Origin of the sequence: Pseudoalteromonas sp. 2CM32C, assembly GCF_023161925.1 — a bacterium.
Taxonomy (GTDB): Bacteria; Pseudomonadota; Gammaproteobacteria; order Enterobacterales; family Alteromonadaceae; genus Pseudoalteromonas; species Pseudoalteromonas marina.
Genome location: NZ_JALNTI010000001.1, coordinates 185,644 through 209,635, shown reverse-complemented (window position 1 = coordinate 209,635; position 23,992 = coordinate 185,644). Strand labels below are relative to the sequence as shown.

Genomic DNA, 23,992 nt, shown 5'->3' with positions numbered 1-23,992 from the left:
TTAAATAAATTACTTACCTCACCAATAAAAGCACTTTAAAAACATTTACAATGATGTTTTTATTTAGCGATGACTTTAAATTGTTTTTATTTTAATTAATTAAATTCAATAAGTTAGAAAATAAATTTGATTTTTTTAAAAAAAAGCTAAAGGATTTTTTTTCTAGACCGATAACTTAATTAACCAAGCACAGCGTTGAAATTACAACCACTGCTTAATCTAGTAAGTTTGAGAGTAAATGATAAGTTTACTTTAGGAGAGACATCATGGCTTTATATGTAAATACAAATGTTAGCGCGTTAAATGCGCAGAGACAATTAAACAATTCAGGTAATGCACTTGATACATCATTCCAACGTTTATCATCTGGTATGCGTATCAATAGCGCAAAAGATGATGCGGCTGGTCTACAAATTTCTGACCGTCTTACATCACAAGTAAATGGTCTAAATCAAGGTAACCGTAACGCGAATGACGGTATCTCTCTGGCTCAAACAGCTGAGGGTGCACTTGATGAAGTAACATCAATGTTCCAGCGTGTTCGTACTCTTGCACAGCAAGCTACTAACGGTTCAAATACAGATGAGGATCGTCTAGCAATTCAAGAAGAAATTCGTTCTTTATCAGCTGAAGTTAACCGTGTGGCTGAAGATACCACATTTGGCGGACGAAACTTATTAGATGGAACTTACTCAGCTAACTTTCAAGTTGGTGCGGATGCTGTTCAAACAATCGGCTTCAGTATGCAAACTGTAGGTGCTACTACTAATACTATAACTGCGGATGGAGGTTTTACTCTATCGGGTATTGCAAGTGTTGCATCAGCAGTGTCAGGTAAAGCATTATCAGCTAACTTAGTGGGTGTGAGTGAGGCTGGTGGTACCGCTGCAGCAACTACATATAATTTTGCAGCTCAATTTACCGAAACAGGTATTAGTGTTTCTTCTCAAGGTAATGCGCAAGCGGTTTTAGCAGGTATGGATGCAATGATCGCAGTAGTTGATAAAAAACGTGCTGAATTAGGTGCTGTTCAAAATCGTTTTCAATCAACAATTCGTAACCAGTCAAATATAGCTGAAAACCTATCTGCGGCACGTTCACGTATTCAAGATACCGATTTCGCATCAGAGACTGCAAATTTAACTAAGATGCAGATTTTACAACAAGCAAGTCAAACAATTTTGGGACAAGCTAACCAGCGTCCACAGGCTGCACTTAGCCTACTAGGTTAATAAAGCTTTACAATTAGATTAGTCAATTTATTGGCGAAGAAGAAATGAAAGCGCCTTTGCTTAATGGGGTATTAACAAAGGCGCTATAGGATTTTGCCAGCGGAGGCCTTAATCCAAGTTGTTCTAACATTTGTAGAACATATATGTATTAGCACAAACTATGCCATTATTTTGTGTTAGTCACCCACTCTCAAACTTATCAAATCATAAGGCCCTTAGCGGGCCTTATTTCTCAATTATACTACTACTACCTTTAACTGCCCAATTTTAAATCAAAACACACCGTATAACGGATTTCCAGTCTTTAATAGTCTTTAAAATAAAGTTGGCCTAATGCTTGCTTTTATCTTTGTAAGTTTATTATTAACTTACAAAGTGGCAGATAGTTGCCCCTAGGCAGAATATACCGCCTACATATCTAGTCACTTTGTCAAATACCCACTTTCTTTGAATGAGATAGTGACCTAACTTTGACAGATAAGAAGAGAGTTTATTATGGCTTTATATGTAAATACCAATGTAAGTGCGCTTAATGCACAAAGACAGCTTGATAGAAGCGGCGGTGACTTAGACACGTCATTTAAGCGCTTATCGTCAGGTCTTCGTATAAACAGCGCAGCAGATGATGCCGCAGGTTTGCAGATTTCAGACCGCTTACAATCGCAAATACTGGGCCTCAATCAAGGTAACCGAAATGCGAACGATGGTATTTCTTTAGCGCAAACTGCTGAAGGTGCAATGGATGAAATTACCTCTACTTTCCAACGTATTCGAACGCTTGCACAACAATCGGCAAATGGCTCTAATACTGATGAAGATCGCTTAGCAATCCAAGAAGAAATTCGTCAATTATCGGCAGAAGTAAATCGTATTGCTACGGATACTACTTTTGGTGGTCAAAACTTACTTGATGGAACCTATTCTGCAAACTTTCAAATTGGCGCTGATGCTGTACAGGCTATAGGTTTTAGTATGCAAAATGTTGGCGGAACAGCAAATTCATTATCAGCTAATGGCGGTTTTACTCTATCAGGTGTTGCAGGTGTTGCATCTGCGGTATCAGGCAGGGCATTATCAGCTAACCTTGCAGGGGTTAGTGAAGCTGGTGGAACAGCAGCAGCAACTACATACAATTTTGCAGCTCAATTTACTGAAACTGGGATTAGCGTTTCTTCTCAAGGAAATGCGCAAGCGGTTTTAGCCGGTATGGATGCTATGATTGCTGTAGTTGATAAAAAGCGTGCTGAATTAGGTGCGGTACAGAATCGTTTTCAATCAACAATTCGTAATCAAGCTAATATTTCTGAAAATTTATCTGCTGCTAAATCGCGCATTAAAGATGCTGATTTTGCCATGGAAACGGCTAACTTGACTAAAAATCAGATTTTACAACAAGCAAGTCAAACTATTTTAGGGCAGGCTAACCAGCGCCCACAAGCAGCACTTAGTTTACTTCAGGGTTAATAAGATCACAGCTAGTAGAAATTAAATACAAATAAAGCTAAAGCTTTCGCTTCAATGGACGATATATGATTTAGAGGACTAAAAATCCAGGACTCTAAATCACGGATAATAACAGGGTAGGGGTATCCCGTTATTGTCTATCGAACTTTGAAGCGGAGGCTATCATGGCTTTATACGTAAATAGTAATGTGAGTTCTTTGAACGCACAAAGACAATTAAGCAAATCAAGTAACGCATTAGATACATCATTTCAACGTTTATCGTCAGGTATGCGTATCAACAGTGCAAAAGACGATGCTGCAGGTATGCAGATTTCAAACCGTTTATCATCACAAGTTAACGGTTTAAACCAAGGTAACCGAAATGCAAACGATGGTATTTCACTTGCACAAACAGCGGAAGGGGCACTTGATGAAGTAACGTCAATGTTCCAGCGTGTTCGTACTCTTGCACAGCAAGCTACTAACGGTTCAAACACAGATGAAGACCGCTTAGCACTTCAAGAAGAGATCCGTTCTTTGTCAGCTGAAGTTAACCGTGTTGCAGAAGATACGACATTCGGCGGTCAGAATTTACTAGATGGTACGTTTTCAGCTAATTTTCAAGTTGGCGCGGATGCTGTTCAAACTATAGGTTTTAGTATGCAAACTGTAGGTGCGACTACTAATACTATAACTGCGGACGGAGGTTTTACTTTGTCGGGTATTGCAAGTGTTGCATCTGCTGTGTCAGGTAAAGCATTGTCTGCGAACTTAGCGGGTGTAAGTGAGGCTGGTGGTACCGCTGCAGCTACTTCATATAATTTTGCAGCTCAATTTACCGAAACAGGTATTAGTGTTTCTTCTCAAGGTAATGCGCAAGCGGTTTTAGCAGGTATGGATGCAATGATTGCAGTAGTTGATAAAAAACGTGCGGAGTTAGGTGCTGTTCAAAACCGTTTCCAATCAACTATCCGAAATCAGTCAAATATCTCAGAAAACTTATCGGCTGCAAAATCACGTATCCAAGATACGGATTTCGCACAAGAAACAGCTAACTTAACTAAGATGCAGATCTTACAACAGGCTAGCCAAACAATCTTAAGCCAAGCAAATCAGCGTCCACAAGCAGCGTTATCGCTTTTAGGCTAATTGATTTGAACTATGAGCCACTTTAGACTAAGCAAATAGTCCAAATGTGGCTTATAGTCTTAATATATGTTTCGAGGGTAGCCGAGATGATTGATTTAAATTCTTCACAAAAAACGATAGATGGGCTCAGTGTTGTAAATACATCTATTGCTAAAGATGCGGTAAAAGAAGAAAAGCTTGAAAAGGGTACAGCTTTAACAGCAAGAGAAGCTGTTGATTTGAAGAATGCTCAAAACCTTAAAGAGCAAGAAGGTAAAGAAGATAAAGAAGATAAAGAATTGTTTGTCGAAGTTAAAGACAATCTAGAGAAGCTAAATGAGTACATCCCAGTAACATCAACTAACTTAAAATTTGAGTTTGATGATGGTGGAGATCTACCTATCATTAAAGTGCTTGATAAAAGCAACGATGAAGTAATTAGAGAAATTCCTACCGAAGAGTTTAGGGAAATAGCTAAAGCTTTAGATGAATTTGCCGATAAACTAACTAATAAAGGTTTACTGTTTAATAAAACAGTTTAAGCCGTTTCAGCTATTTAGGATTATATTATGCCTCTTATTACATCTGCGGGTATTGGTTCAGGTCTTGATTTGGAAAGTATTATTTCGGCGTCAGTTGATGCTGAAAATGTACCTAAAATGAATGCCTTTGCAGCGAAGGATGAGGCGCTTCAGGTTGAATTATCAGCAATAGGTGAAGTCAAATCGGCAATGTCTAAACTTCAAGATACAATTGAAAAATTAGCAGACCCAGATAACTTCAACAAAAGAATTGCCAATATAACTCAACCAGCAAGCGATGATGGAGATCTGATTTCTGTAACTCCAACGTCAGATATTTCTCCAGGTGACTTCAAGATAGAAGTGGTTGCAATTGCCCAAGGGAGTAGAGCTTTATCTGAAGATGGTTTATTTGCTACTAATGAAGATGTTGTGAGTGCTTCAGGCGGTACATTATCCTTTTCAGCAGGCCCTGATAAATCTTTTGATTTGACTTTGGATACCGGTGCTACTCTTTCAGATTTACGCGATGCAATAAATAGTTCTGATAGTAATTTTGGTGTCACAGCGAATATTATTAATACGGGTTCGGAAGCTAAACTAGTTTTGACTTCAACTGTCACTGGTACCGGGAACGATCTTGTCATAACAAACGATAATGCTGAACTCGATAACGTATCTACTGTAGCAAATGCAGGTGGTGCAGGCGGCATTGGAATAGCAGCAGAAAACACTGCAAAAGATGCAATTATTAAAGTTGATGGCATTACCATAACGAACGACACAAACACCTTTAAAGACGCTGTTCAGGATATGACTATCACTGCTAAGCGTCAAAGTATTGACGGGGAAACAGCCAAACTCTCAGTTAATGTTGATAGAGAAAGTGTAACAGAGCTAGTTGATGAGTTTATCGCCAATTATAACAACCTAATTGGACAGATAGGGTTGCAAACACGGATCGGCAAGCCCTTAAATAGTGATTCTACGATAAGATCATTCGATTCTCAGCTAGTTAATGGTTTATCAACACCATTATCAGGCGCAGGACCATTTACTAGTATTTTTGATATTGGTTTAGGGATTGATAAAGACGGTTACCTAGAGAAGTCATCATTAGTTCGCAGCCTAAACGACGCAATAGATGAAAATTATGACAATATTGGCAAGGCTTTTGCTGGTGATAACGGTATAGCTAAAAATCTGGAAAGTTTATTAGATAACTATGTTAATTCTGATGGGATAATGAAACAACGCGAGAATAATTTAAATTCCCAGATTGATGATTTAGAAGATGATGTGGCTAATCATGAATATCGTATGGAGGCCTTGGAAGGTAGACTTCGAGAACAGTATGCGGGGTTGGATGTACTGCTTGCGCAAATGCAATCTACGCAAAGTTATTTAAGTGCTCAGTTAGCTAGCCTGCCTGGATTTACACGTTCAGACAGTTAGTATATGAATCAAAGTTGGTAACAATATAATCAGGTGAACTATGTACAATGCTAGAGTAAAAAATTATCAAAAAGAAGCCTTAAAAACGCGTGTTGCAGGGGCTGATCGTTATGAAATAATCCAAATGCTAATGTCTGGTGCAATTGAAAAAATGGTTCTTTCAAAAGTGGCTATCGACAAAAAAAATTTTGAGGCAAAGAGTGAGCATTTATCTAAAGCCTCAGCAATAATTTCAGCATTAAGAGATTGTTTGGATTTTAATGCCGGCGGAGAAGTTACTGAAAATCTTTATGCCCTATATTCATACATGAACGAACGTTTAATTGATGCAAGTGTAAAGAATGACGTCAATATTGTAGATGAAGTTTCAAACTTACTAAAAGAAATAAAATCTGCATGGGATGCAATTCCAGTGGATGTTCGTCACCAAGTTTTAGGTACAAATGGAAGCCAGGCGACTGTTAATGCAGGCTAATACGGATAAATTAGCTGAGTTGCTTGATGCGATGGAGGTTGCGCTTAAAAACTCTAATCAAATTGAAGCTCAAGATTACCTTAATGAAATAGACCAGCTACTAAGAAGTCTAACTAAAGAGGATTTAGCTGCTGAAGAGCAATCATTTACTCTGCTAAATAAGAGACTTATAGAAATTTCTATAGTTTATACATCACATCGTGACGATATGAAAAAGCAGCTTTTTCAGTTTAAAAGCAATTCTAAAAAACTTTCAGCTTACTCTAAATAACCTACAGCATTGGCATTTTAATTGCAGTTGGTTGAATGAATAATACACTCGCAATAGTGGTGGCTAACTTATGACAAACCAGCAAGAACAACTCCAGTCGTTACTCGTAGAAACTGAAAAATCAATTCAAGACCATCAAGAACAAAAGCTGCGTGAGCTTAAGTTTGCGGATGAAGCAAACTATCGTTTTAGTAAAAATATACAAGCTTTCGATAAATACTACCCTGATATTGCTAAATCTATAGCAGAATATCAAATTCGCGATGATTTCTGTATTCATGTTACTAAATCAGGTCACGGAAATTTTATCCCTGATGGAGAGCATGTGCCCTTATACAGTGATAACCCGCTATCGCAGACAATTCAACAAGTTAAAAAGTATACGAAAAAAGCAACTTTTGGGCGCACGGATTATACAGGAACACAAGAATGGGAAAGTGATGACTCTCGTTTACACATGCAGTATATGCAGCGTTTAAGTACTGTTTTAAGTAAAGTTGGCGCCAACAAATTTACACCAATTTCTTCATTACCAAAACATTATCCAACAGCTTTAATTTTTGGTGTTGGTTTGGGGTATCATATACAGGCGCTATTAGAAGAGCACTCTTTTGATTATATGTTCATTTGTGAACCTGATTTAGAGCTGTTTTTTGCCAGTTTATATTGTATTGATTGGTTTAAAATAATTGAGGGTTTAGATAAAAAAGGTGCCTGTTTATTCCTAAGTATAGGGGTTGACTATGATGAATTTTTCGATGAGATATACAGAATAGCTAATGAGTTAGGCTCTTTTAGCGCAATAAATAGCTTTTGTTATCAGCATTATCCTTCGCAAAAAGTAAACGAACTAATTAAATCTTTTTTTGATAACTATTATCAATTACAACAAGGTTATGGCTTTTATAATGATGCAATAACAGGGTTGGCTCATGTTATTAAAAATATAGAAAAGAAGGCTGATTTTTTATTTTCTTCACCTGAAGAAATGAAAATGCTAGCAGATATTCCGGTATTTGTTGTTGGTAACGGACCATCGTTAGACAACGCGATTGAATTAATCAAAGCATATAAAAATAAGGCAATTATTTTTGCTGCAGGTACCGCCTTACAAAGTTTACTTAAAGCTGGGATTGTTCCTGATTTTCATGTTTTAGTTGAACGCACAAAGGCAACTTACGATATTTTGAAGCTCGTTGAGCCCGAGCAGGGATATCAGGATTTAAACCTTCTTACCGTCGACGTTATGTATCCAGATGTTTTAGATTTGTATAAATGGTCGGGCGTAGGATTGAAGGGCCCTGAAGCGGCCACTGCCTTCATGTCTCTTTACAGTTATATTATGTGTGGCAAGCAAGTATCCGAGCTACCTGCTAGTGGTCCGTTTGTTTCAAATACCGCTTTTTCTTATGCTTTGACGCTTGGCTTTAAGCAAATATATTTAATAGGTGTAGACAACGGATACACTTTAAATGGTAAAACTCACTCAAATTTATCAATATACAATGATACAGAGCTTAAGGCACTTGAAGGTGCTAGCATTAGGTTCGATGGTAATTTTGATAATGATGTAATGGCCACTCCACTTATGGCAATGTCAAAAAATAGCTTTGATAGATTAATTTCGGCTTTTGCAAAAAACATAAGTGTATTTAATGTTGGTGAAGGTGCTAAATTAAGAGGTGCTGTACCTATTCGTGAAGGGGATTTGTTACTTGGCGAGGTGATCAAAGATAAAGCAGAACTCATTGAGTCTATAAAATCGTATTTTTTCGCTCCAGTTGATGATAGTCAAATAAAGGAAGTTCTTAATTTTGATGAGTTTGATGAGCTTTGCGATTATATTTATAATATAGGTATTAGAGAGATAAATTCTCGAGATGCAGCTAACGCAAATTTAATAGCTCAACAACGCGTTATTTTTGCTTACAAAAAATCAAAAACACCTCATTTATTCCAGCTTCTCAAAGGGACAATGCATTATTTCCATTGTGTTATTGTTTCTCTTTTATATCAGTTTGAAGAAGAGCAAGAAATGCTAGTATATTTTAATGAAGCACATAAACTTTGGCTTGAGTTTGTGTTAGCAGCTAAAGCTGATTTCAGAAAAAATTGGAAGTCAAAATGTGATTGGACAAAACCTGAATATCAAAAGAAGGCTTAAGCTTTTAAGGTATTGATTTATCATGGGTACTTATCTTTATTGCGTTTTTTAAATTTAGAAGGAATGGACTGTGATGCTAAACTTGTTAAAGCGCTCATTATCTTTATTTAACAGTGATTTAATACAATTTGAGCATGAGCTGGTCTCTAAAATTTCAACCTCTCGTTTCCTGATTTTAGGTGGGGCAGGGACGATAGGGCAAGCTGTTACTAAAGAGATTTTTAAAAGGTCTCCCTTAAAACTTCATATTGTTGATATAAGTGAGAATAACCTTGTTGAACTCGTACGTGATTTACGTTCTTCGATAGGATATATAGAGGGAGATTTTCAAACATTCACACTTGATATTGGCAGTGAAGAATATGATGCATTTTTCAACGCTGATGGTGGTTATGATTATGTTCTTAATTTGTCCGCTCTCAAACATGTCAGAAATGAAAAGGATCCTTTCACGCTGATGCGCATGGTGCGCACAAACATACTCAATACTGAAAAAACCTTACAACAATGTATCGGAAAAGAAATAAAAAAGTATTTTTGTGTTTCTACCGATAAGGCTGCTAACCCTGTAAATATGATGGGGGCATCAAAGAAAATAATGGAAATGTTCGCTGCAAGAGCCAGCTCAAAAATTGATGTATCCATGGCCCGATTTGCTAATGTTGCTTTTAGTGATGGTTCTCTGCTTCATTCATTCAAACAGCGTATCGAGAAAAAACAACCTATAGTGGCCCCTAATGATATTAAACGTTACTTCGTCACACCGGAAGAGTCAGGTTTAATATGCTTGTTTTCATGTTTGTTAGGGGAAAATGGAGATATTTTTTTCCCCAAGCTGGATGATGATGTACACCTTTTGAAATTTTCAACAATTGCAGAACGTTATTTGAACTCTCGTGGCTTTAAGGCTCACGCTTGCTCAGATGAAGATGAAGCGAGAGCATTAATCTTAACACTACCTGAGACAGGAAGTTGGCCGTGTTTATTTACACAAAGTGATACCACTGGTGAAAAAGATGTTGAAGAGTTTTATACCGCTCAAGAAGTACTTGAGATGATGCGGTTTGATGGGCTAGGTGTTATTAAAAGTTCTTTGGGATTTGATGAAATGAAATTGGTTGAATTTTCTAAACTAATAGATAATCTTATAGGAAAGCAGCATTGGACAAAAGAGCAAATCGTTGGCCTCTTCTATACGCTGCTACCTGACTTTGCTCACCAAGAAAAAGGCAAGTACCTTGAAAGTAAAATGTAGTCGAGGTTCATGTGAATACTAGTCAACTCATTAACTTTATCCGCGATTACTATAAAACGAATGATTTTATTCCCCTGCATGCACCTGTTTTTGAAGGGAAGGAACGTCAATATGTTTTAGATACTTTAGATTCAACCTTTGTATCAAGCATTGGTCAGTATGTTGATAAATTAGAGCAAAAAATTGTAGGCTATACCAACTCTAAGCATGCCATAGCTACAGTAAATGGTACGGCTGCATTGCATACTGCGCTTTATGTGAGTGGCGTAAAAGCCGGGGATTTAGTAATCACTCAACCACTTACGTTTGTAGCTACTTGTAATGCGATTAATTATTTAGGAGCTGAGCCTGTCTTTGTTGATGTTAACCGTGAAACGCTCGGGCTATGCCCTGATGCACTCTTAAGTTATTTAGAAGAAAACTGTAAAGTCCGTGATCAAGAGTGCTATCACAACAAAGGTGCTCGTGTTAGCGCTGCTGTGGTAATGCATACATTTGGTCATCCTGCTAGAGTCGATGAATTAAGGGAGGTTTGTGATCGCTTCTGTATTGAGTTAATCGAAGATGCCGCAGAAAGTCTGGGCTCTTTATATAAAGGCTCACATACAGGAACTTTTGCAAACATGTCAGCACTGAGTTTTAATGGTAATAAAATAATTACTACAGGAGGTGGTGGAATGGTTTTATGTAATCAAGATGCTTTAGCTCACCGCGTAAAGCATGTTACCACCACTGCAAAACAGCCTCACCCTTACGAGTTTTACCACGACGAAGTAGCATTTAACTATCGTATGCCTAATATCAATGCTGCTATAGGCTGTGCTCAGCTCGAAAGGTTATCAGAGTATATAGACAATAAAAGAGAACTGGCGTTACTTTATCATACGGAGTTTGAAAGATCTGATGTGGAGTTTATCGTTGAGCCGAAAGGTGCTCGTTCAAATTATTGGCTCAATGCCGTATTATGCCCCTCGAAAAAATACCGAGATGAGTTGCTCTCAAACACTAATAAAGCTGGAGTAATGACAAGGCCTGTATGGCAGTTAATGCATACATTACCGATGTTTAAAGAGTCAATGTGTGGGCCTCTCAACAACTCGCTTTTTCTAGCCGAACGTTTAGTTAACATCCCAAGTTCTGTATCAATAAAGTGAGCAAGTATGAGAAAAATAGGTGTAGTAACAGGAACAAGGGCTGATTTTGGGTTATTAAGTAGAACGATTTGTTTACTGCAAAATGCACAAAATATAGCTTCAGTCGTTTTTGCTTGCGGTACGCACTTGTCGCCTGAATATGGTTACACTATAAGTGAGCTTGAAGAATCAGGTGTAGAAAACATTATACCAGTCGAGATGTTACTTTCATCAAAAACTAGAGTTGGTATTGCCAAATCAACAGGTTTAGCGACGATAAGCTTTACAGATGGATTCGCGTACCAAAACTTAGACTGTATTTTGATTTTAGGTGATCGCTTTGAAATATTTGCAGCTGCTCAAGCTGCATTATTTTTAAATATACCCATCGCTCACATCCACGGTGGCGAAGTAACTGAAGGAGCGTTTGATGAAGCTCTCAGGCACAGTATTAGCAAGATGGCCAGTATCCACTTCCCTGCTACGGAGTCTTTTGCAAAAAGACTAATGCAATTAGGTGAGCAACCTAGTCAAATTTTTGTCACTGGCGCACCCGGTATCGACAACATCATTCATGCTTCAAATGCAAGCGATATAAATTTAAACGATATAGTCTCGTTTAAAAATATTGATCTCCCTATATTTCTTGTTACTTATCATCCTGTTACTAGAGGTTGTGCAGAAGAAAATGATATTAACCCTTTATTAAATGTTATTAAAGAACGAGACGATATCAACTTTCTTGTCACTTATCCAAATGCAGATGGTGAAGGCGCACTGATGATAAAACAGTGGCTTGCGTTGGCGAACTTAAACAACGTGATCCTTTATCCTTCGCTCGGTTTTAAGCGCTACTTAGCTGTAATGAAACAAGCAGCTTGTGTGCTAGGAAACTCATCAAGTGGTTTAATTGAAGCTCCTAGTTTTAAGATCCCCACGATAAATATTGGCACCCGTCAAAAAGGTCGGCCTAAAAGTTGCAGTGTCATTGATACTAGTATGAACAATATTGCATTAATGAATGCGATTGATAAAGCCCTAGATACTGACTTTATTTTCCAATGCACACAGGCTATTAATCCCTATGGGGAAGGCAATGCATCTGAAAAAATAGTTAAAATATTGAGTGAGGTTGATTTGAGCAACTGCCAAAGTAAACCTTTTTATGACAGAGATAATGCATGAGCCAAAAAACATTAATTATTGCTGAAGCTGGCGTTAATCATAATGGCAATGAGCAGCTGGCTCTTGAGTTGGTAAGGGAAGCTCATCGTGCAGGAGCAGACGTAGTTAAGTTTCAGACCTTTAAAGCAAAGAACATTGTAACTAGTGACGCAGCTCAAGCAAGTTATCAAAGCACCAATATTGGCATGGTTGAATCACAATTAACAATGTTAGAGCGTTTGGAATTGAGTTATGAAAGCCATCATACATTAGTAGCTGAATGTAAAAAATTAGGAATCGAATTTTTATCAACAGCATTTGATATACAAAGCTTGCGTTTTTTAATCGACGACTTAAAACTAACTAGGTTAAAAATTCCTTCAGGAGAGATCACGAACCTCCCGCTGGTGTTAAAGCACGCTCAATCTGGTTGTGATTTAATTGTATCTACAGGCATGGCGACATTAGGCGAAATCGAAGCGGCTCTTGCTGTGATTGCTTATGGCTACATTTTTCCTAAGAAGCAGGTCCCTAGTGAAGGGGATTTTGAATTAGCTTACAGTAGCATTCAAGGGCAAGCTTTATTGCAAAGTAAAGTGACATTATTACACTGTACAACCGAATACCCAGCCCCACTTGATGAAATAAATTTGTCAGCTATGGCAAGTATGGAAAACGCGTTTAATTTACCAACGGGTTACTCCGATCATAGCGAAGGGTGGCTAGTACCTTTAGCTGCCGTTGCTTGTGGCGCCAAGATTATCGAAAAACACTTTACCTTGGATCAAAACATGGCTGGACCAGATCATAAGGCATCCCTTAACCCTGCACAGTTAAGTGAGATGATCAACTTGGTCAGGCAGACAGAGCAAGCTATGGGCAGTAAAATTAAAGCTCCTACTAAAAGCGAAGTCGCAAATAAAATCGCAGCAAGAAAAAGCTTAGTCGCTGCTGTCGATATCTCACCTGGTACGGTCTTCTCAGAGCACAACATTGATATTAAAAGACCAGGTAACGGTATGTCACCAAGTCTTTTTTGGAAAATTATGGGGTGTAATGCTTCTCGCCACTATAAAGCAGGTCAATTAATTAATGAATAGCAAACCCACAGTAATTTTGGGGGCCGGTGGGCATGCGAGTGTGCTGACTGATATTCTTAGAGAAAATAAGCAAACGGTAGCTGGAATAATCAGTCCTGTACGCCCCTCAAATGAAATTTTTTCAGGTATAAAACTGTATAAACGTGATGATGATTTAGCGGTTTTTTCTACGAAGCAATATGGTGTTGTGGTTGCTATAGGACCACAGCTTGATGATAGAAAACGTCTTAATATAATTGATATGGTTGTCGCGAAAGGCTATACATTTACTAATGTATTATCCCAGCGCGCTATTATTTCACACTATGCTATGTTGGGTTTAGGCGTGCAAGTTTTGCCTGGCGCTATTATAAATGCAGGAGCAAAAATAGGCGAACATGTTGTGATTAACTCTAGAGTAGTTATAGAACATGATTGCATTGTAGGTAGCTTTTCTCATATAGCCCCTGGTGCTGTAATTTGTGGTGGCGCCAATGTGGCCAAGCATGTCTTTATAGGCGCTGGTGCAGTTGTACTACCAGGCATAAATATTGGAAGTAACTCAATTATTGGTGCAAATGCATTAGTTGATAAGGATATTCCTGAAAACACGACTCTTTATGGCTGTCGTGGCAATATTAAATAGGGGATTACAGATGAAGTTTGTATGGCAAAATATCTTAATTTCACCAACGCGAACCTTACGAGACGCACTGGAAGTTATTAACGAACAAGCATCACAAGTTGTGCTTGTAGTTGATGATGAAAACCATTTATTAGGTGTTGTTACTGATGGTGACATCCGGCGGGCACTGTTGAAAAATCTCGGCCTTGAGGTTGCATTATCAGAAATAATGAATTTATCCCCAATTACAGCACAAAGAGGCACCGCTAAAGAGCAATTAATTGAGCTGATGGAACGCAAGAGTATTTTATCTGTCCCTTTGGTCGATAAAGGCAAAGTAGTTGGCTTTGAAATGCTCAAGCACTTTCTTAGCAAGCCAAAATATGACAATCCAGTATTTCTAATGGCGGGTGGCTTTGGTACTCGCTTACGGCCATTGACCGATAATTGCCCAAAACCCATGCTACAAATTGGCAATAAACCAATACTTGAAACAGTATTGAAAAGCTTTGTTAAAGCTGGTTTTAGAAACTTTTATATATCGACTCATTATATGCCAGAGTTAATTTTGAGTCACTTTGGTGATGGCAGTAAGTGGGGAGTCAATATTGAATATATTCATGAGGATAAGCCTCTTGGTACCGGTGGTGCACTGGGTTTATTACCTGATGATGTTTCTCAAGAACTTCCGTTAATTTTGATGAATGGGGATGTACTGACTAAGGTAGATTTTACACGTTTGTTAGAGTTTCATTGTGATAATGGTGCCGATGCAACGATGTGTGTCCGAGAATACGAATATCAAATACCGTATGGTGTGATTAGCGGAGAAGGAAATCGTATAACTGAAATGGTAGAAAAACCGATTCAACGATTTTTTGTAAATGCGGGAATTTATGTACTATCGCCAAGTGTTGTTAACGCGGTGCCCCGAGAATTAAATATTGATATGCCAACAATTTTAGAACAGCAAATCGCACAGGAAAAAGATGTTTTAATGTTTCCTATTCATGAATATTGGCTTGATATTGGTCGCATGGATGATTTCAACCGTGCGCAAGTTGATATTCGCAATTTGGGCATGAGTTAATGCTATGCTTAGCTGTAATTGGGCTTGGTAATATCTCTCTTCGCCATCGAAAGAATCTTAAGATCCTATACCCAGAATCAAAAGTGATCACTCTTTCTGCAAGAGGTAAGGTATTGACTGAGTTACCTGATAGTGCCGATTTGATTGTTACAGAGGTTGCTGAACTAATTAGATTGAAGCCTTACTTTGTCATCGTTGCTTCACCAGCGAGTATGCACCTTCAGCATGCGAAGGAATTAATACAAGCGGGAATTCCGTGTCTGATTGAAAAGCCTTTATGTATTAATTTTCGCGAAGCTGAATCTTTACTTAAATTGAGTCAGAAAGAGTTAACTCCCACCGCTGTTGGCTACTGCTTAAGGTACATGCCGGCTGCAAAAAAAATGCATGAGCTGATTAAGAGTAAAATACTTGGGGAAATTTATAATATTACTATAGAGGTTGGTCAATACTTACCAGATTGGCGTCGAACGATAGATTACCGATACTCTGTTTCGGCACAACGGGAGCTTGGCGGCGGTGCCTTATTAGAGCTCAGCCATGAGTTTGACTACGCTCAATGGTTATTTGGCCCGCTCAATGTTGAACACGCGGTTTTACGAAGCTCAAAAGAGTTGGGCTTAGACGTTGAAGATTTAGTTGATGTTGTATTTAGCACGCAAAGTGGTGCTCAGGGCCATGTGCATCTTGATTTTTTACAACAGCAACCACAGCGTTTTTGCACAGTTAAAGGAGAAAATGGACGTATTCATTGGGATTTATTGAAAAGTACAGTAGACATTTTTTTAAATCATCAAGAACACCAACACTTTGCATTCAATGATTGGCAAGTTAATGATATGTACTTAGATTTAATAAAAGAGTTTGAAAACCTGTGTTTAGGCAAAAAGCATTTAACAGTAGATTTAGCGCAAGCTGCTGAGACATTAAAATTAATAGATATGATTAAAAAGAGTACATGATGAGTCATTATGCATTTATTTTTGCTAGAGGTGGCTCAAAAGGGCTACCAAGGAAAAATATTTTACCTCTTGCAGGGAAACCACTATTAAACTGGTCGATCGATACCGCGAAAGCTATTCCGATTATTGACCGTATTTTTGTTTCAACCGATGATATTGAAATAGCTAATGTAGCAAAAGCTGTGGGGGCGGAAATTATTGATAGGCCCAAAGAGCTGGCTTCAGACACTTCTGCTGAGTGGCTATCTTGGCAACATGCCGTTGAGTGGGTAGAAAAAAAATATGGTAAGTTTGACTTTTTTATTAGTTTACCTGCAACGAGCCCTTTGAGAAATGAGGCTGATGTTGAGGCTGCAATTGATAAATTAAAGTCAACATCTGCAGATGTTTGTATCACTGTGACCCCATCAGATCGTAGCCCGTTTTTTAATATGGTCAAATACACAGAAGATGCTCTTGTTGAGTTGGTGATCAAAAGTGATGAACAAGTATCAAGGCGACAAGACTCCCCTGAAATTTTTGATATTACTACTGTTACCTATGTTACAACGCCGACATATATACGTGAAAGTAATAGTGTAATGGCTGGTAAAGTCACTAGTGTCTGTGTGCCTAGAGAAAGAGCGGTAGATATTGATAATCAAATAGATTTTGACTTTGCACAATTACTAGCTAATAAGTTGGAGCAAAAATGAGAACATTAGCGCAGTTACAAGATCTTCAAGAATGTTGGGCTTTGATCACTGGTGGCAGTGGGCATGTAGGTAAGGCCGCTGCAGATACTTTGCTAGAGCTTGGTGCGAATGTCATTTTATTAGATCGTAGTAAAAAAAGTTTGCACGAGCTTCACCAAAAGACTTATAGCAATAGCACAAAAGTTCACATTTTGGTTTGTGACCTAGCTGATAAACAAGCCATTATTGGCGCTATGGAGAGCGTAGCAAAAATCTCGGGTGGGAAGCTCAATATATTAATAAATAATGCGGCATTTGTCGGCACAGATAAACTTACTGGGTGGTGTGTTCCTTTTGAAAAGCAATCAATTGAGACATTCAATGATTGTTTAAATGTGAATCTTTCTGCGCCGTTTTTATTAAGCCAATTGGCGTATGAATTAATGAAAAAACAACAGTATGGTAGTCGCAGTATCATAAATATTTCGTCTATATATGGTGTTGTTGGGCCACAAATGGATTTATATGAAGGCACAGATATGGGTAACCCAGCAGCGTACGCTGCAAGTAAAGCAGGTTTGATGCAATTAACGCGTTGGATGGCGCCCTCAGTTGCACCTCATGTAAGGGTGAATAATATCGTGTTAGGTGGTATTGAGCGTGGCCAACCGGAGAGTTTTTTAGAAAAGTATAATGCTAAGGTTCCATTAGCAAGAATGGCAACGGAAGAAGATATCAAAGGTGCAATTGCTTACCTTAGTTCAGCACTTTCAAGTTATATGACTGGACAGAGCTTATTTTTAGATGGAGGTTGGACTGCTGTCTAAATAGTCTATACTAAGTTAATTACTATCCATTAGGAGTTAGCTATGAAAATTGATAACTCAAGTTCATTTTTAAACCAAACTCAGCAAACGGGTAATAAGCTTTTAGAACAACTTGCTACAGGTAAAAAAATAAATACCGCAGCAGATGATGCAGCGGCTTTGCAAATTATTGATAGGCTTACTTCACAGCAAAATGGTTTTAGCCAAGCTGTAAGTAATGCGTATGACGGGATTTCATATACTCAAGTAAGCGAAGCTAACTTGAGTGGTGTGAATGATGCCGTTTCGCGTATTCAAGAGTTATCAATTCAAGCGGGTAACGGTGCATTGACTGACAATGACCGTGCTGCGTTGCAAGAAGAAGTCGTGCAATTGCAAAGCCAAATATCTGAAACGTTCGAAAATGCGAGTTTTGCAGGAAAGCCTTTATTTGATGGTCAAGCTGTCTCGTTTCAAGTTGGTGCTGATGCGAATACAAACCAAACGGTAAACCCTACAGATGGTAGTTTTGCCTCTGCGTTATCAACCATTGATATTTCAACCCAAGCCGGTGCTCAAGCGGCTATTGACATCAGTAAGCAAGCAAATGATGAAATAAATGCACAACGAGCTGGGTTAGGTGCATTTCAAAATACGTTGGCAAGCACAATTAAAGGGTTAGGGACGCAGCAAGAAAATATTGCAGCCAGTCAAAGCCGCATTCAAGATACCGATTACGCTCTAGCAATTTCTCAACAAGTGTCTAATGATATTTTAGCGCAATCATCAGTTGCTCTTCGTGGCCAGGCTAACCAATCTGCAGAGTCTATTTTAGGCTTACTTTAAATATTAATACTTAATAGTTAATTCTTAAGTATGACTGAATTAACGAGTGCGTCTGTTTTTTGGCGTTTATGTCAAAAAACTGCCGCTATCACTTGCATCCGTGCTTAACTGGCTTACAATTTAGTTAATTACATTAAAGAGTGAAGCACGGCTCGCTAACTATGATCCTGATTTTAGATAATAATAACAATCGCTCTATTGGGTTAAACGCATCACTTGGTTTTATCGGTGAGGTTACTCATCGTTCAGATGAAGACAACTTTGAACAAGAGTGTGCAAAATATCAGCAGCATGAGTGCATGGTCATTTTAGGGGCTTTACAGTCTCTCGATCACGAAAACTTAATTAAGCGCTACCCAACACTTCCATTTTTATTAATAGGTGAAACGTTAAGACCATTACTTAGCATTGCTAATGTAGTTGGACTTATTTGTGAGCCATTTAATCACGAAGTGACCACACAGTTGCTTCATGATTGCCAGCAGTATCATCGTATGTTGCCGGGGGAGCACAAAAATACTCAGTCACATAAATCTTTTGATGGCCTTGTAGGTGAAACACAAGCCGTAAAAGAGGTCCGCTTTTTAATTGAACAAGTAGCAAAAACAGATGCAAACGTTTTAATTTTAGGTGAGTCAGGTACTGGAAAAGAAGTGGTTGCACGTAACGTTCACTTACTTTCTAAACGAAGTACAGGGCCATTTGTGCCTGTAAACTGTGGAGCCATACCTGCAGAACTATTAGAAAGTGAACTTTTTGGCCACGAAAAAGGGGCGTTTACAGGGGCTATTTCTGCGCGTAAAGGCCGTTTTGAGTTGGCGCAAGGCGGTACGCTGTTTTTAGATGAAATTGGTGATATGCCGTTACAAATGCAGGTTAAACTTTTACGCGTATTACAAGAACGAAGCTATGAGCGTGTAGGTGGAACTAAGGCGATTCAAGCCGATGTACGTGTTATTGCTGCAACACACCGCAACCTCGAAACCATGATTGAAGCTGGCAGCTTTCGTGAAGATTTATATTACCGGTTAAATGTATTCCCTATAGAGAACCCGTCGTTAAGTGAGCGTGCTGATGACATTCCTTTACTACTTAAGGAGTTAATGCGTCGCGTAAACGAGCAAACGGGCACGACAGCTAAATTTACTGAGCGAGCGATCGAAAGTTTAAAAGAGCATGCATGGCCGGGTAATATCCGTGAGCTTGCGAATTTGGTTGAGCGCATGGTTATAATGTTCCCTGAAAAGGTAGTGGACATCCCTGATCTACCCAATAAATATCGTTACATTGAGGTAGATGCTTATGAGCCTGAATATCCTGAAGAACTTATGGAAAAAGATGCTTTTAACGATATATTCAGCACGGGGTTTAGTGATTATGACAATGAGCCAGAGCCTGAATTTAACCAAGCTGGCTCAGGCGTATTACCCGAAGAGGGCATTGAGCTTAAAGAGTATTTAGCTGAGCTTGAAATAAGCTTAATTACCCAAGCTTTAGAGCGTTTTGATTACGTTGTTGCGCGCGCCGCAGAAATATTAGGTGTAAGGCGCACAACACTGGTCGAAAAAATGAAAAAGTATAACCTCTCACGAGATTAGCAGTACGAAGATGGTGAAATACTCTTTGTTATTTTTATTCATTTTTGAGCAACTAATTTACGGGCTTTGCCCGTCACGCAAGCAAGCTTGGCGTCTACAAGATAAACGCAAACTTAGACTTTGATGCTAGGCGCTGAGCTTACTCGCGTGAAAAGCGTAGCTTTTAATTACTTAAACACATATCTGAAAAATGAGGGTAAATGAGTGAATATAACTAAATTTTACGTTACTTCTCAAAAGCGCAGCGCCTCTTAACCTCTTTGTGAGCAAATTACTTACCCATTAAACGCCTGTATAATTTCATCTTTTCTAAAGCAGTCATTACTATGATCGTTAACCATACCACAGGCCTGCATATGAGCGTATACCGTGGTAGGGCCTAAAAATTTAAAGCCGCGCTTTTTTAAATCCTTTGCGAAGGCTGTTGATTCTTTGGTGATTGCAGGCGTCTCTTCGGTATAATTTAAATTGCTCACGATCGGTTTGTTATCAACAAACTGCCATTGATACGCGCTAAAACTGCCAAATTCTTTTTGAATGTCTATAAATTGCTTGGCATTATTTATTGTGGCGTTAATTTTTAAACGGTTTCGTACGATCTTTTCATCAAGCATTAAACGCTCAACATCGTCTTGGGTAAACAACGCGACTTTATTTACATCAAAATTAGCAAATGCATTTTTATACCCTTGTCGTTTTTTTAAAATGGTATACCAACTTAAGCCTGCCTGAGCCGACTCTAGCGTTATAAATTCAAACAGTGTTTGATCATCGTAAACAGGGACGCCCCATTCCAAATCGTGATATAAAACGTAATCGGGTTTGGTGGCGTCTAACCAAGCACATCGGCATTTTATTTGCTCACTCATACATATTCCTTTTTATGCGCGTCATTTTTATGTCGCGCTATTATTATTGTAAGTTAATGAAAATAATATAAATAAATTTTGGTACACATTGTGCATTAAGCTCTATATCTATACAAATTCGAGATTTGATTATGGCCCTTGCGAGCGTGCTTAAACCACAGTTTATTTCTGCAAATCAGTATAACCCATGTTTACTTCAAGAGGAGTACATAGGTGAGTTAAGCGATCTGCGTCAGCAAGCAAGTTGGCTTTCACATTTAGTTGATACCATGCCCGCAGGTGTGGTTGTGCTTGATGGTAAAGGAATGATTGCAAAGGCCAACCAAATAGCCATTGATATGTTAGGCGAACCTTTAGAAGGTGAAAAGTGGTTTAGCGTTATTCAACGCTCTTTTAGACCGCATCAAGACGATGGTCACGAAGTATCGCTTAAAGATGGCCGTTTAATTAAGCTTGATATAACAGCGTTAGCGCCCGAGCCGGGCCAGCTAATTTTAATGACCGATTTGAGTGAAACACGCCGTTTACAAAAGCGAGTTGCTCATATGCAGCGCCTAAGTGCTTTGGGTAAAATGGTGGCGTCGCTTGCACATCAGGTTCGAACCCCACTTTCAGCGGCCATGCTTTATGCTGCTAATTTGGGCTCTAAGCGTTTACCCGAGGCATCTCGCGATAATTTTCAAAGCAAGTTAATGTCACGCTTAAAAGATTTAGAAACTCAAGTAAACGATATGCTACTTTTTGCCAAAAGTGGCGACCAGCAAGTTGTTGAGCAAGTGTCTATGCAGCAGTTACTCAGTGAGGTAAAAGCGGGTGCTGATGCTATGGTGACACTAAATGACAGTCATTTAGCTGTTAACCTCCCAGAGCCAGATATTCAAATAACAGGCAATAAATCAGCCATAGCCAGCGCAATTCAAAATTTAATCCATAACAGTATTCAAGTCATTGGTGCTGGCGCTGAAGTAAAATTAAGTGCTGCGACTGACGAGCAAAATCCAGATTTTGTTCGTATCAGCGTATCCGATAACGGTCCAGGTATTGATTTAACTCAAGCAGAAAAAATATTTGAACCCTTTTATACCACTAAAAGCCAAGGCACAGGGTTAGGGCTTGCTGTTGTGAGTTCGGTTGCAAACGCTCATCAGGGGCGTGTTGACGTGACTAATAATAAAGGCGGTGGAGCATGCTTTAGTTTGCTTTTACCTATTCGCACCGCATCTAAATTAGAGGAATCATTATGAGTAACACTATTTTAGTTGTCGAAGATGATGCAGGGCTTCGCGAAGCCTTAATTGACACACTCGAAATGTCGGGGATTGAATGTATTGCGGCTAATTGTGCAGAGCAAGCCATGTTATTGCTGAAAAAAGAGCAATTTTCGCTGGTGGTGAGTGATGTACAAATGGGCACTATGAGTGGGCTTGATTTACTACGCAGTATTAAGCTTAACCACCCTGAATTGCCTGTTTTAATGATGACGGCGTACGCTACCATTGACGATGCTGTTGAAGCGATGCGCTTGGGCGCTATTGATTACATGGCAAAGCCGTTTGCACCTGAAGTTTTACTCAATATGGTAAGTCGATACTTACCTGAAAAAGCAAAAGAGACCGACGGACCCATTGTTGCCGACCCAAGCAGTATTCAACTTTTAGAGTTAGCAAGTAAAGTTGCACGCTCTGATGCGAGCGTTATGGTGCTAGGCCCAAGTGGTTCAGGTAAGGAAGTGCTTGCACGGTATATTCATGATAAATCGAACCGATGCGATGCGCCGTTTGTTGCGATTAACTGTGCAGCAATTCCTGAAAATATGCTTGAAGCAACCTTATTTGGGTATGAAAAAGGCGCGTTTACAGGCGCAATTCAAGCGTGTCCTGGTAAGTTTGAGCAAGCGCAAGGCGGTACTATATTGCTTGACGAAATAACAGAAATGGATTTAGGGCTGCAAGCTAAATTACTTCGTGTGTTGCAAGAGCGCGAAGTAGAACGCTTAGGTGGAAGAAAAACAATCCAGCTAGACGTACGGATACTTGCAACAAGTAACCGCGATTTGAAAGAAGCGGTTACCGAAAACCAATTTAGAGAAGATTTATATTACAGGCTTAATGTGTTTCCTTTGATGTGGCGACCACTTTGTCAGCGACCTGGAGATATCCTTGTATTGGCTAAACATTTAATTGAGCGCCACTTAAACAAAAGTAAAGAGCCTATGGCTTATCTTGATAGTGCCGCAGAGAAAAAATTACTTGCTCATTCTTGGCCTGGTAATGTGCGTGAGCTTGATAACGTAATACAACGTGCGTTAATACTTAGGACTGGGGATACTCTAAACGAGCATGCTATTTTCATTGAAAACATAGCGGCGACAGATTTTGTAATGGAGCCTGCATCTGTCAGTGCGCAAAATACTAGTCAGCAGCAAGTAAGTGCTACTAATAGAGATATTGACCAAGGCGCTATGAGTTCAGCGTATTATGACGAACAGTCATCTCCAGCCGAGCCAACAAAACAAGACTTATTGGCTGTTGATACGGGAAGTTATAAGGATGAGCTAAAAGATAAAGAGCATCGCATTATTTTAGAAACGTTAGCAAGATGCCAAGGTAAGCGAAAAGATGTCGCTGAAACGCTAGGTATAAGCCCTCGGACTTTACGTTACAAACTAGCGCAGATGCGCGATTTAGGTATTTCACTCCCCGCATAACATCATTTTTAGCCCTAAATTTCCCCTTTGAATTTAGGGCTGTCAAAACTCTGACTTGTCAAATTCCTTCCAACTAATTGAAATTATTGATTTAATTTTTTGGCATGCTTTGTGCTTTATTCATGTTAAGAGTTAACTGCATTGTCAGAGACAAATTATGAAAATTCAAAACAGCGCTGTATTTCAAGAAATGCAATCAATGGCTTTAGAAGCTGGCCGTAATAATCAAATCGAAAGATTGCCAGTAAAAACACAAGCCTCATCAACCGCTCAATTTGGCGATATGCTATCGGATGCAATTAATACTGTGCACGGTTTGCAGCAAGACGCTAAACAAAAAGTAGTGGCAGTAGAAACAGGCGACAGAAGTGTGTCTTTGGCCGAAGCGATGATTGCTTCTCAAAAGTCGTCAGTTGCATTTGAAGCGACAGTGCAGGTTCGTAACAAACTTGTCGAAGCTTACAAAGAAATCATGAACATGCCTGTTTAACTA

At 39.0% G+C, this 23,992-nt stretch carries 23 protein-coding genes; 22 read left to right on the top strand and 1 reads right to left on the bottom strand.

Translation table 11 applies throughout. The features are described from left to right. The first annotated feature begins 266 nt into the window (after positions 1-266). From MTF67_RS00990 to MTF67_RS00900, 19 genes are all read left to right on the top strand, one after another. Positions 267-1,232: a flagellin gene (locus tag MTF67_RS00990; RefSeq protein WP_039036566.1), complete on the top strand. Its 966-nt coding sequence runs from the start codon at positions 267-269 to the stop codon at positions 1,230-1,232. Between the two features lie 495 nt (positions 1,233-1,727). Then, on the top strand, positions 1,728-2,696 hold the full coding sequence (locus tag MTF67_RS00985) for a flagellin (RefSeq protein ID WP_039036567.1): 969 nt from the start codon (positions 1,728-1,730) through the stop codon (positions 2,694-2,696). A gap of 164 nt (positions 2,697-2,860) precedes the next feature. Beyond that, entirely contained in the window at positions 2,861-3,826 is a 966-nt protein-coding gene (locus MTF67_RS00980; RefSeq protein WP_039036568.1) for a flagellin, read from the top strand. An 86-nt stretch (positions 3,827-3,912) separates the two neighbouring features. After that, the gene (locus MTF67_RS00975) at positions 3,913-4,347 is read left to right on the top strand and encodes a flagellar protein FlaG (RefSeq protein WP_039036569.1); all 435 of its coding nucleotides are present in this window, start codon (positions 3,913-3,915) and stop codon (positions 4,345-4,347) included. A 27-nt stretch (positions 4,348-4,374) separates the two neighbouring features. Next, positions 4,375-5,781, top strand: coding sequence for a flagellar filament capping protein FliD (fliD, locus tag MTF67_RS00970; protein ID WP_039036570.1), 1,407 nt, complete (start codon positions 4,375-4,377; stop codon positions 5,779-5,781). Between the two features lie 40 nt (positions 5,782-5,821). Next, positions 5,822-6,256 carry a flagellar export chaperone FliS gene (fliS, locus tag MTF67_RS00965; RefSeq protein ID WP_039036571.1) on the top strand — a complete coding sequence of 145 codons (435 nt, stop codon included), beginning with the start codon at positions 5,822-5,824 and terminating at the stop codon, positions 6,254-6,256. After that, a complete protein-coding gene (locus MTF67_RS00960) occupies positions 6,246-6,527 on the top strand; it encodes a hypothetical protein (protein ID WP_039036572.1) in 282 nt (93 codons plus the stop codon). Before fliS ends, MTF67_RS00960 begins: the two co-directional genes overlap by 11 nt. A gap of 70 nt (positions 6,528-6,597) precedes the next feature. Continuing rightward, the gene (locus MTF67_RS00955; protein ID WP_248518481.1) at positions 6,598-8,691 is read left to right on the top strand and encodes a 6-hydroxymethylpterin diphosphokinase MptE-like protein; all 2,094 of its coding nucleotides are present in this window, start codon (positions 6,598-6,600) and stop codon (positions 8,689-8,691) included. Positions 8,692-8,764: 73 nt separating this feature from the next. Next, a complete protein-coding gene (locus MTF67_RS00950; protein ID WP_039036574.1) occupies positions 8,765-9,946 on the top strand; it encodes a UDP-N-acetylglucosamine 4,6-dehydratase in 1,182 nt (393 codons plus the stop codon). Positions 9,947-9,957: 11 nt separating this feature from the next. Beyond that, the gene (locus tag MTF67_RS00945; RefSeq protein WP_039036575.1) at positions 9,958-11,100 is read left to right on the top strand and encodes a LegC family aminotransferase; all 1,143 of its coding nucleotides are present in this window, start codon (positions 9,958-9,960) and stop codon (positions 11,098-11,100) included. 6 nt (positions 11,101-11,106) lie between these two features. Then, positions 11,107-12,264 (top strand): UDP-N-acetylglucosamine 2-epimerase, encoded by a 1,158-nt coding sequence (gene neuC, locus MTF67_RS00940; RefSeq protein ID WP_039036576.1) that lies wholly within the window; start codon positions 11,107-11,109, stop codon positions 12,262-12,264. After that, positions 12,261-13,343, top strand: a complete 1,083-nt coding sequence (gene neuB / locus MTF67_RS00935; RefSeq protein ID WP_248518480.1) for an N-acetylneuraminate synthase — start codon at positions 12,261-12,263, stop codon at positions 13,341-13,343. The genes neuC and neuB overlap by 4 nt, the downstream gene beginning before the upstream one ends. Further along, complete coding sequence (locus MTF67_RS00930; RefSeq protein ID WP_248518479.1) at positions 13,336-13,968, top strand: acetyltransferase; 633 nt, start codon at positions 13,336-13,338, stop codon at positions 13,966-13,968. Before neuB ends, MTF67_RS00930 begins: the two co-directional genes overlap by 8 nt. 10 nt (positions 13,969-13,978) lie before the next feature. Beyond that, positions 13,979-15,037 carry a nucleotidyltransferase family protein gene (locus tag MTF67_RS00925; protein WP_248518478.1) on the top strand — a complete coding sequence of 353 codons (1,059 nt, stop codon included), beginning with the start codon at positions 13,979-13,981 and terminating at the stop codon, positions 15,035-15,037. Continuing rightward, a complete protein-coding gene (locus MTF67_RS00920) occupies positions 15,037-15,999 on the top strand; it encodes a Gfo/Idh/MocA family oxidoreductase (protein ID WP_248518477.1) in 963 nt (320 codons plus the stop codon). The genes MTF67_RS00925 and MTF67_RS00920 overlap by 1 nt, the downstream gene beginning before the upstream one ends. Further along, positions 15,996-16,694: an acylneuraminate cytidylyltransferase family protein gene (locus MTF67_RS00915; protein WP_248518476.1), complete on the top strand. Its 699-nt coding sequence runs from the start codon at positions 15,996-15,998 to the stop codon at positions 16,692-16,694. The genes MTF67_RS00920 and MTF67_RS00915 overlap by 4 nt, the downstream gene beginning before the upstream one ends. After that, complete coding sequence (locus MTF67_RS00910) at positions 16,691-17,500, top strand: SDR family oxidoreductase (protein ID WP_248518475.1); 810 nt, start codon at positions 16,691-16,693, stop codon at positions 17,498-17,500. Before MTF67_RS00915 ends, MTF67_RS00910 begins: the two co-directional genes overlap by 4 nt. A 42-nt stretch (positions 17,501-17,542) precedes the next feature. Then, on the top strand, positions 17,543-18,325 hold the full coding sequence (locus MTF67_RS00905) for a flagellin (RefSeq protein ID WP_248518474.1): 783 nt from the start codon (positions 17,543-17,545) through the stop codon (positions 18,323-18,325). Positions 18,326-18,486: 161 nt separating this feature from the next. Continuing rightward, positions 18,487-19,923: a sigma-54 dependent transcriptional regulator gene (locus MTF67_RS00900; protein ID WP_248518473.1), complete on the top strand. Its 1,437-nt coding sequence runs from the start codon at positions 18,487-18,489 to the stop codon at positions 19,921-19,923. A 275-nt stretch (positions 19,924-20,198) separates the two neighbouring features. Here MTF67_RS00900 and MTF67_RS00895 read toward each other — a convergent pair whose 3' ends face one another. Further along, positions 20,199-20,792 (bottom strand): DNA-3-methyladenine glycosylase I, encoded by a 594-nt coding sequence (locus tag MTF67_RS00895; protein WP_248518472.1) that lies wholly within the window; start codon positions 20,790-20,792, stop codon positions 20,199-20,201. A 131-nt stretch (positions 20,793-20,923) separates the two neighbouring features. On the opposite strand from MTF67_RS00895, the gene MTF67_RS00890 reads away from it, so the two are divergent. From MTF67_RS00890 to fliE, 3 genes are all read left to right on the top strand, one after another. Continuing rightward, a complete protein-coding gene (locus tag MTF67_RS00890; RefSeq protein WP_138740375.1) occupies positions 20,924-22,036 on the top strand; it encodes an ATP-binding protein in 1,113 nt (370 codons plus the stop codon). After that, a complete protein-coding gene (locus MTF67_RS00885) occupies positions 22,033-23,499 on the top strand; it encodes a sigma-54 dependent transcriptional regulator (RefSeq protein WP_010555910.1) in 1,467 nt (488 codons plus the stop codon). The genes MTF67_RS00890 and MTF67_RS00885 overlap by 4 nt, the downstream gene beginning before the upstream one ends. A 157-nt stretch (positions 23,500-23,656) precedes the next feature. Then, positions 23,657-23,989 carry a flagellar hook-basal body complex protein FliE gene (gene fliE, locus MTF67_RS00880; protein ID WP_008132633.1) on the top strand — a complete coding sequence of 111 codons (333 nt, stop codon included), beginning with the start codon at positions 23,657-23,659 and terminating at the stop codon, positions 23,987-23,989. Positions 23,990-23,992 lie beyond the last annotated feature (3 nt).

Coding starts and splice junctions, on each gene's coding strand:
- fliE (WP_008132633.1), top strand. CDS start 23,657: ATGAAAATTCAAAACAGCGCTGTATTTCAAGAAATGCAATCAATGGCT.
- MTF67_RS00895 (WP_248518472.1), bottom strand. CDS start 20,792: ATGAGTGAGCAAATAAAATGCCGATGTGCTTGGTTAGACGCCACCAAA.
- MTF67_RS00950 (WP_039036574.1), top strand. CDS start 8,765: ATGCTAAACTTGTTAAAGCGCTCATTATCTTTATTTAACAGTGATTTA.
- MTF67_RS00900 (WP_248518473.1), top strand. CDS start 18,487: ATGATCCTGATTTTAGATAATAATAACAATCGCTCTATTGGGTTAAAC.
- neuB (WP_248518480.1), top strand. CDS start 12,261: ATGAGCCAAAAAACATTAATTATTGCTGAAGCTGGCGTTAATCATAAT.
- MTF67_RS00980 (WP_039036568.1), top strand. CDS start 2,861: ATGGCTTTATACGTAAATAGTAATGTGAGTTCTTTGAACGCACAAAGA.
- MTF67_RS00985 (WP_039036567.1), top strand. CDS start 1,728: ATGGCTTTATATGTAAATACCAATGTAAGTGCGCTTAATGCACAAAGA.
- MTF67_RS00915 (WP_248518476.1), top strand. CDS start 15,996: ATGATGAGTCATTATGCATTTATTTTTGCTAGAGGTGGCTCAAAAGGG.
- MTF67_RS00955 (WP_248518481.1), top strand. CDS start 6,598: ATGACAAACCAGCAAGAACAACTCCAGTCGTTACTCGTAGAAACTGAA.
- MTF67_RS00890 (WP_138740375.1), top strand. CDS start 20,924: ATGGCCCTTGCGAGCGTGCTTAAACCACAGTTTATTTCTGCAAATCAG.
- MTF67_RS00960 (WP_039036572.1), top strand. CDS start 6,246: ATGCAGGCTAATACGGATAAATTAGCTGAGTTGCTTGATGCGATGGAG.
- MTF67_RS00975 (WP_039036569.1), top strand. CDS start 3,913: ATGATTGATTTAAATTCTTCACAAAAAACGATAGATGGGCTCAGTGTT.
- MTF67_RS00925 (WP_248518478.1), top strand. CDS start 13,979: ATGAAGTTTGTATGGCAAAATATCTTAATTTCACCAACGCGAACCTTA.
- MTF67_RS00930 (WP_248518479.1), top strand. CDS start 13,336: ATGAATAGCAAACCCACAGTAATTTTGGGGGCCGGTGGGCATGCGAGT.
- MTF67_RS00910 (WP_248518475.1), top strand. CDS start 16,691: ATGAGAACATTAGCGCAGTTACAAGATCTTCAAGAATGTTGGGCTTTG.
- MTF67_RS00885 (WP_010555910.1), top strand. CDS start 22,033: ATGAGTAACACTATTTTAGTTGTCGAAGATGATGCAGGGCTTCGCGAA.
- MTF67_RS00990 (WP_039036566.1), top strand. CDS start 267: ATGGCTTTATATGTAAATACAAATGTTAGCGCGTTAAATGCGCAGAGA.
- MTF67_RS00920 (WP_248518477.1), top strand. CDS start 15,037: ATGCTATGCTTAGCTGTAATTGGGCTTGGTAATATCTCTCTTCGCCAT.
- MTF67_RS00905 (WP_248518474.1), top strand. CDS start 17,543: ATGAAAATTGATAACTCAAGTTCATTTTTAAACCAAACTCAGCAAACG.
- neuC (WP_039036576.1), top strand. CDS start 11,107: ATGAGAAAAATAGGTGTAGTAACAGGAACAAGGGCTGATTTTGGGTTA.
- fliD (WP_039036570.1), top strand. CDS start 4,375: ATGCCTCTTATTACATCTGCGGGTATTGGTTCAGGTCTTGATTTGGAA.
- fliS (WP_039036571.1), top strand. CDS start 5,822: ATGTACAATGCTAGAGTAAAAAATTATCAAAAAGAAGCCTTAAAAACG.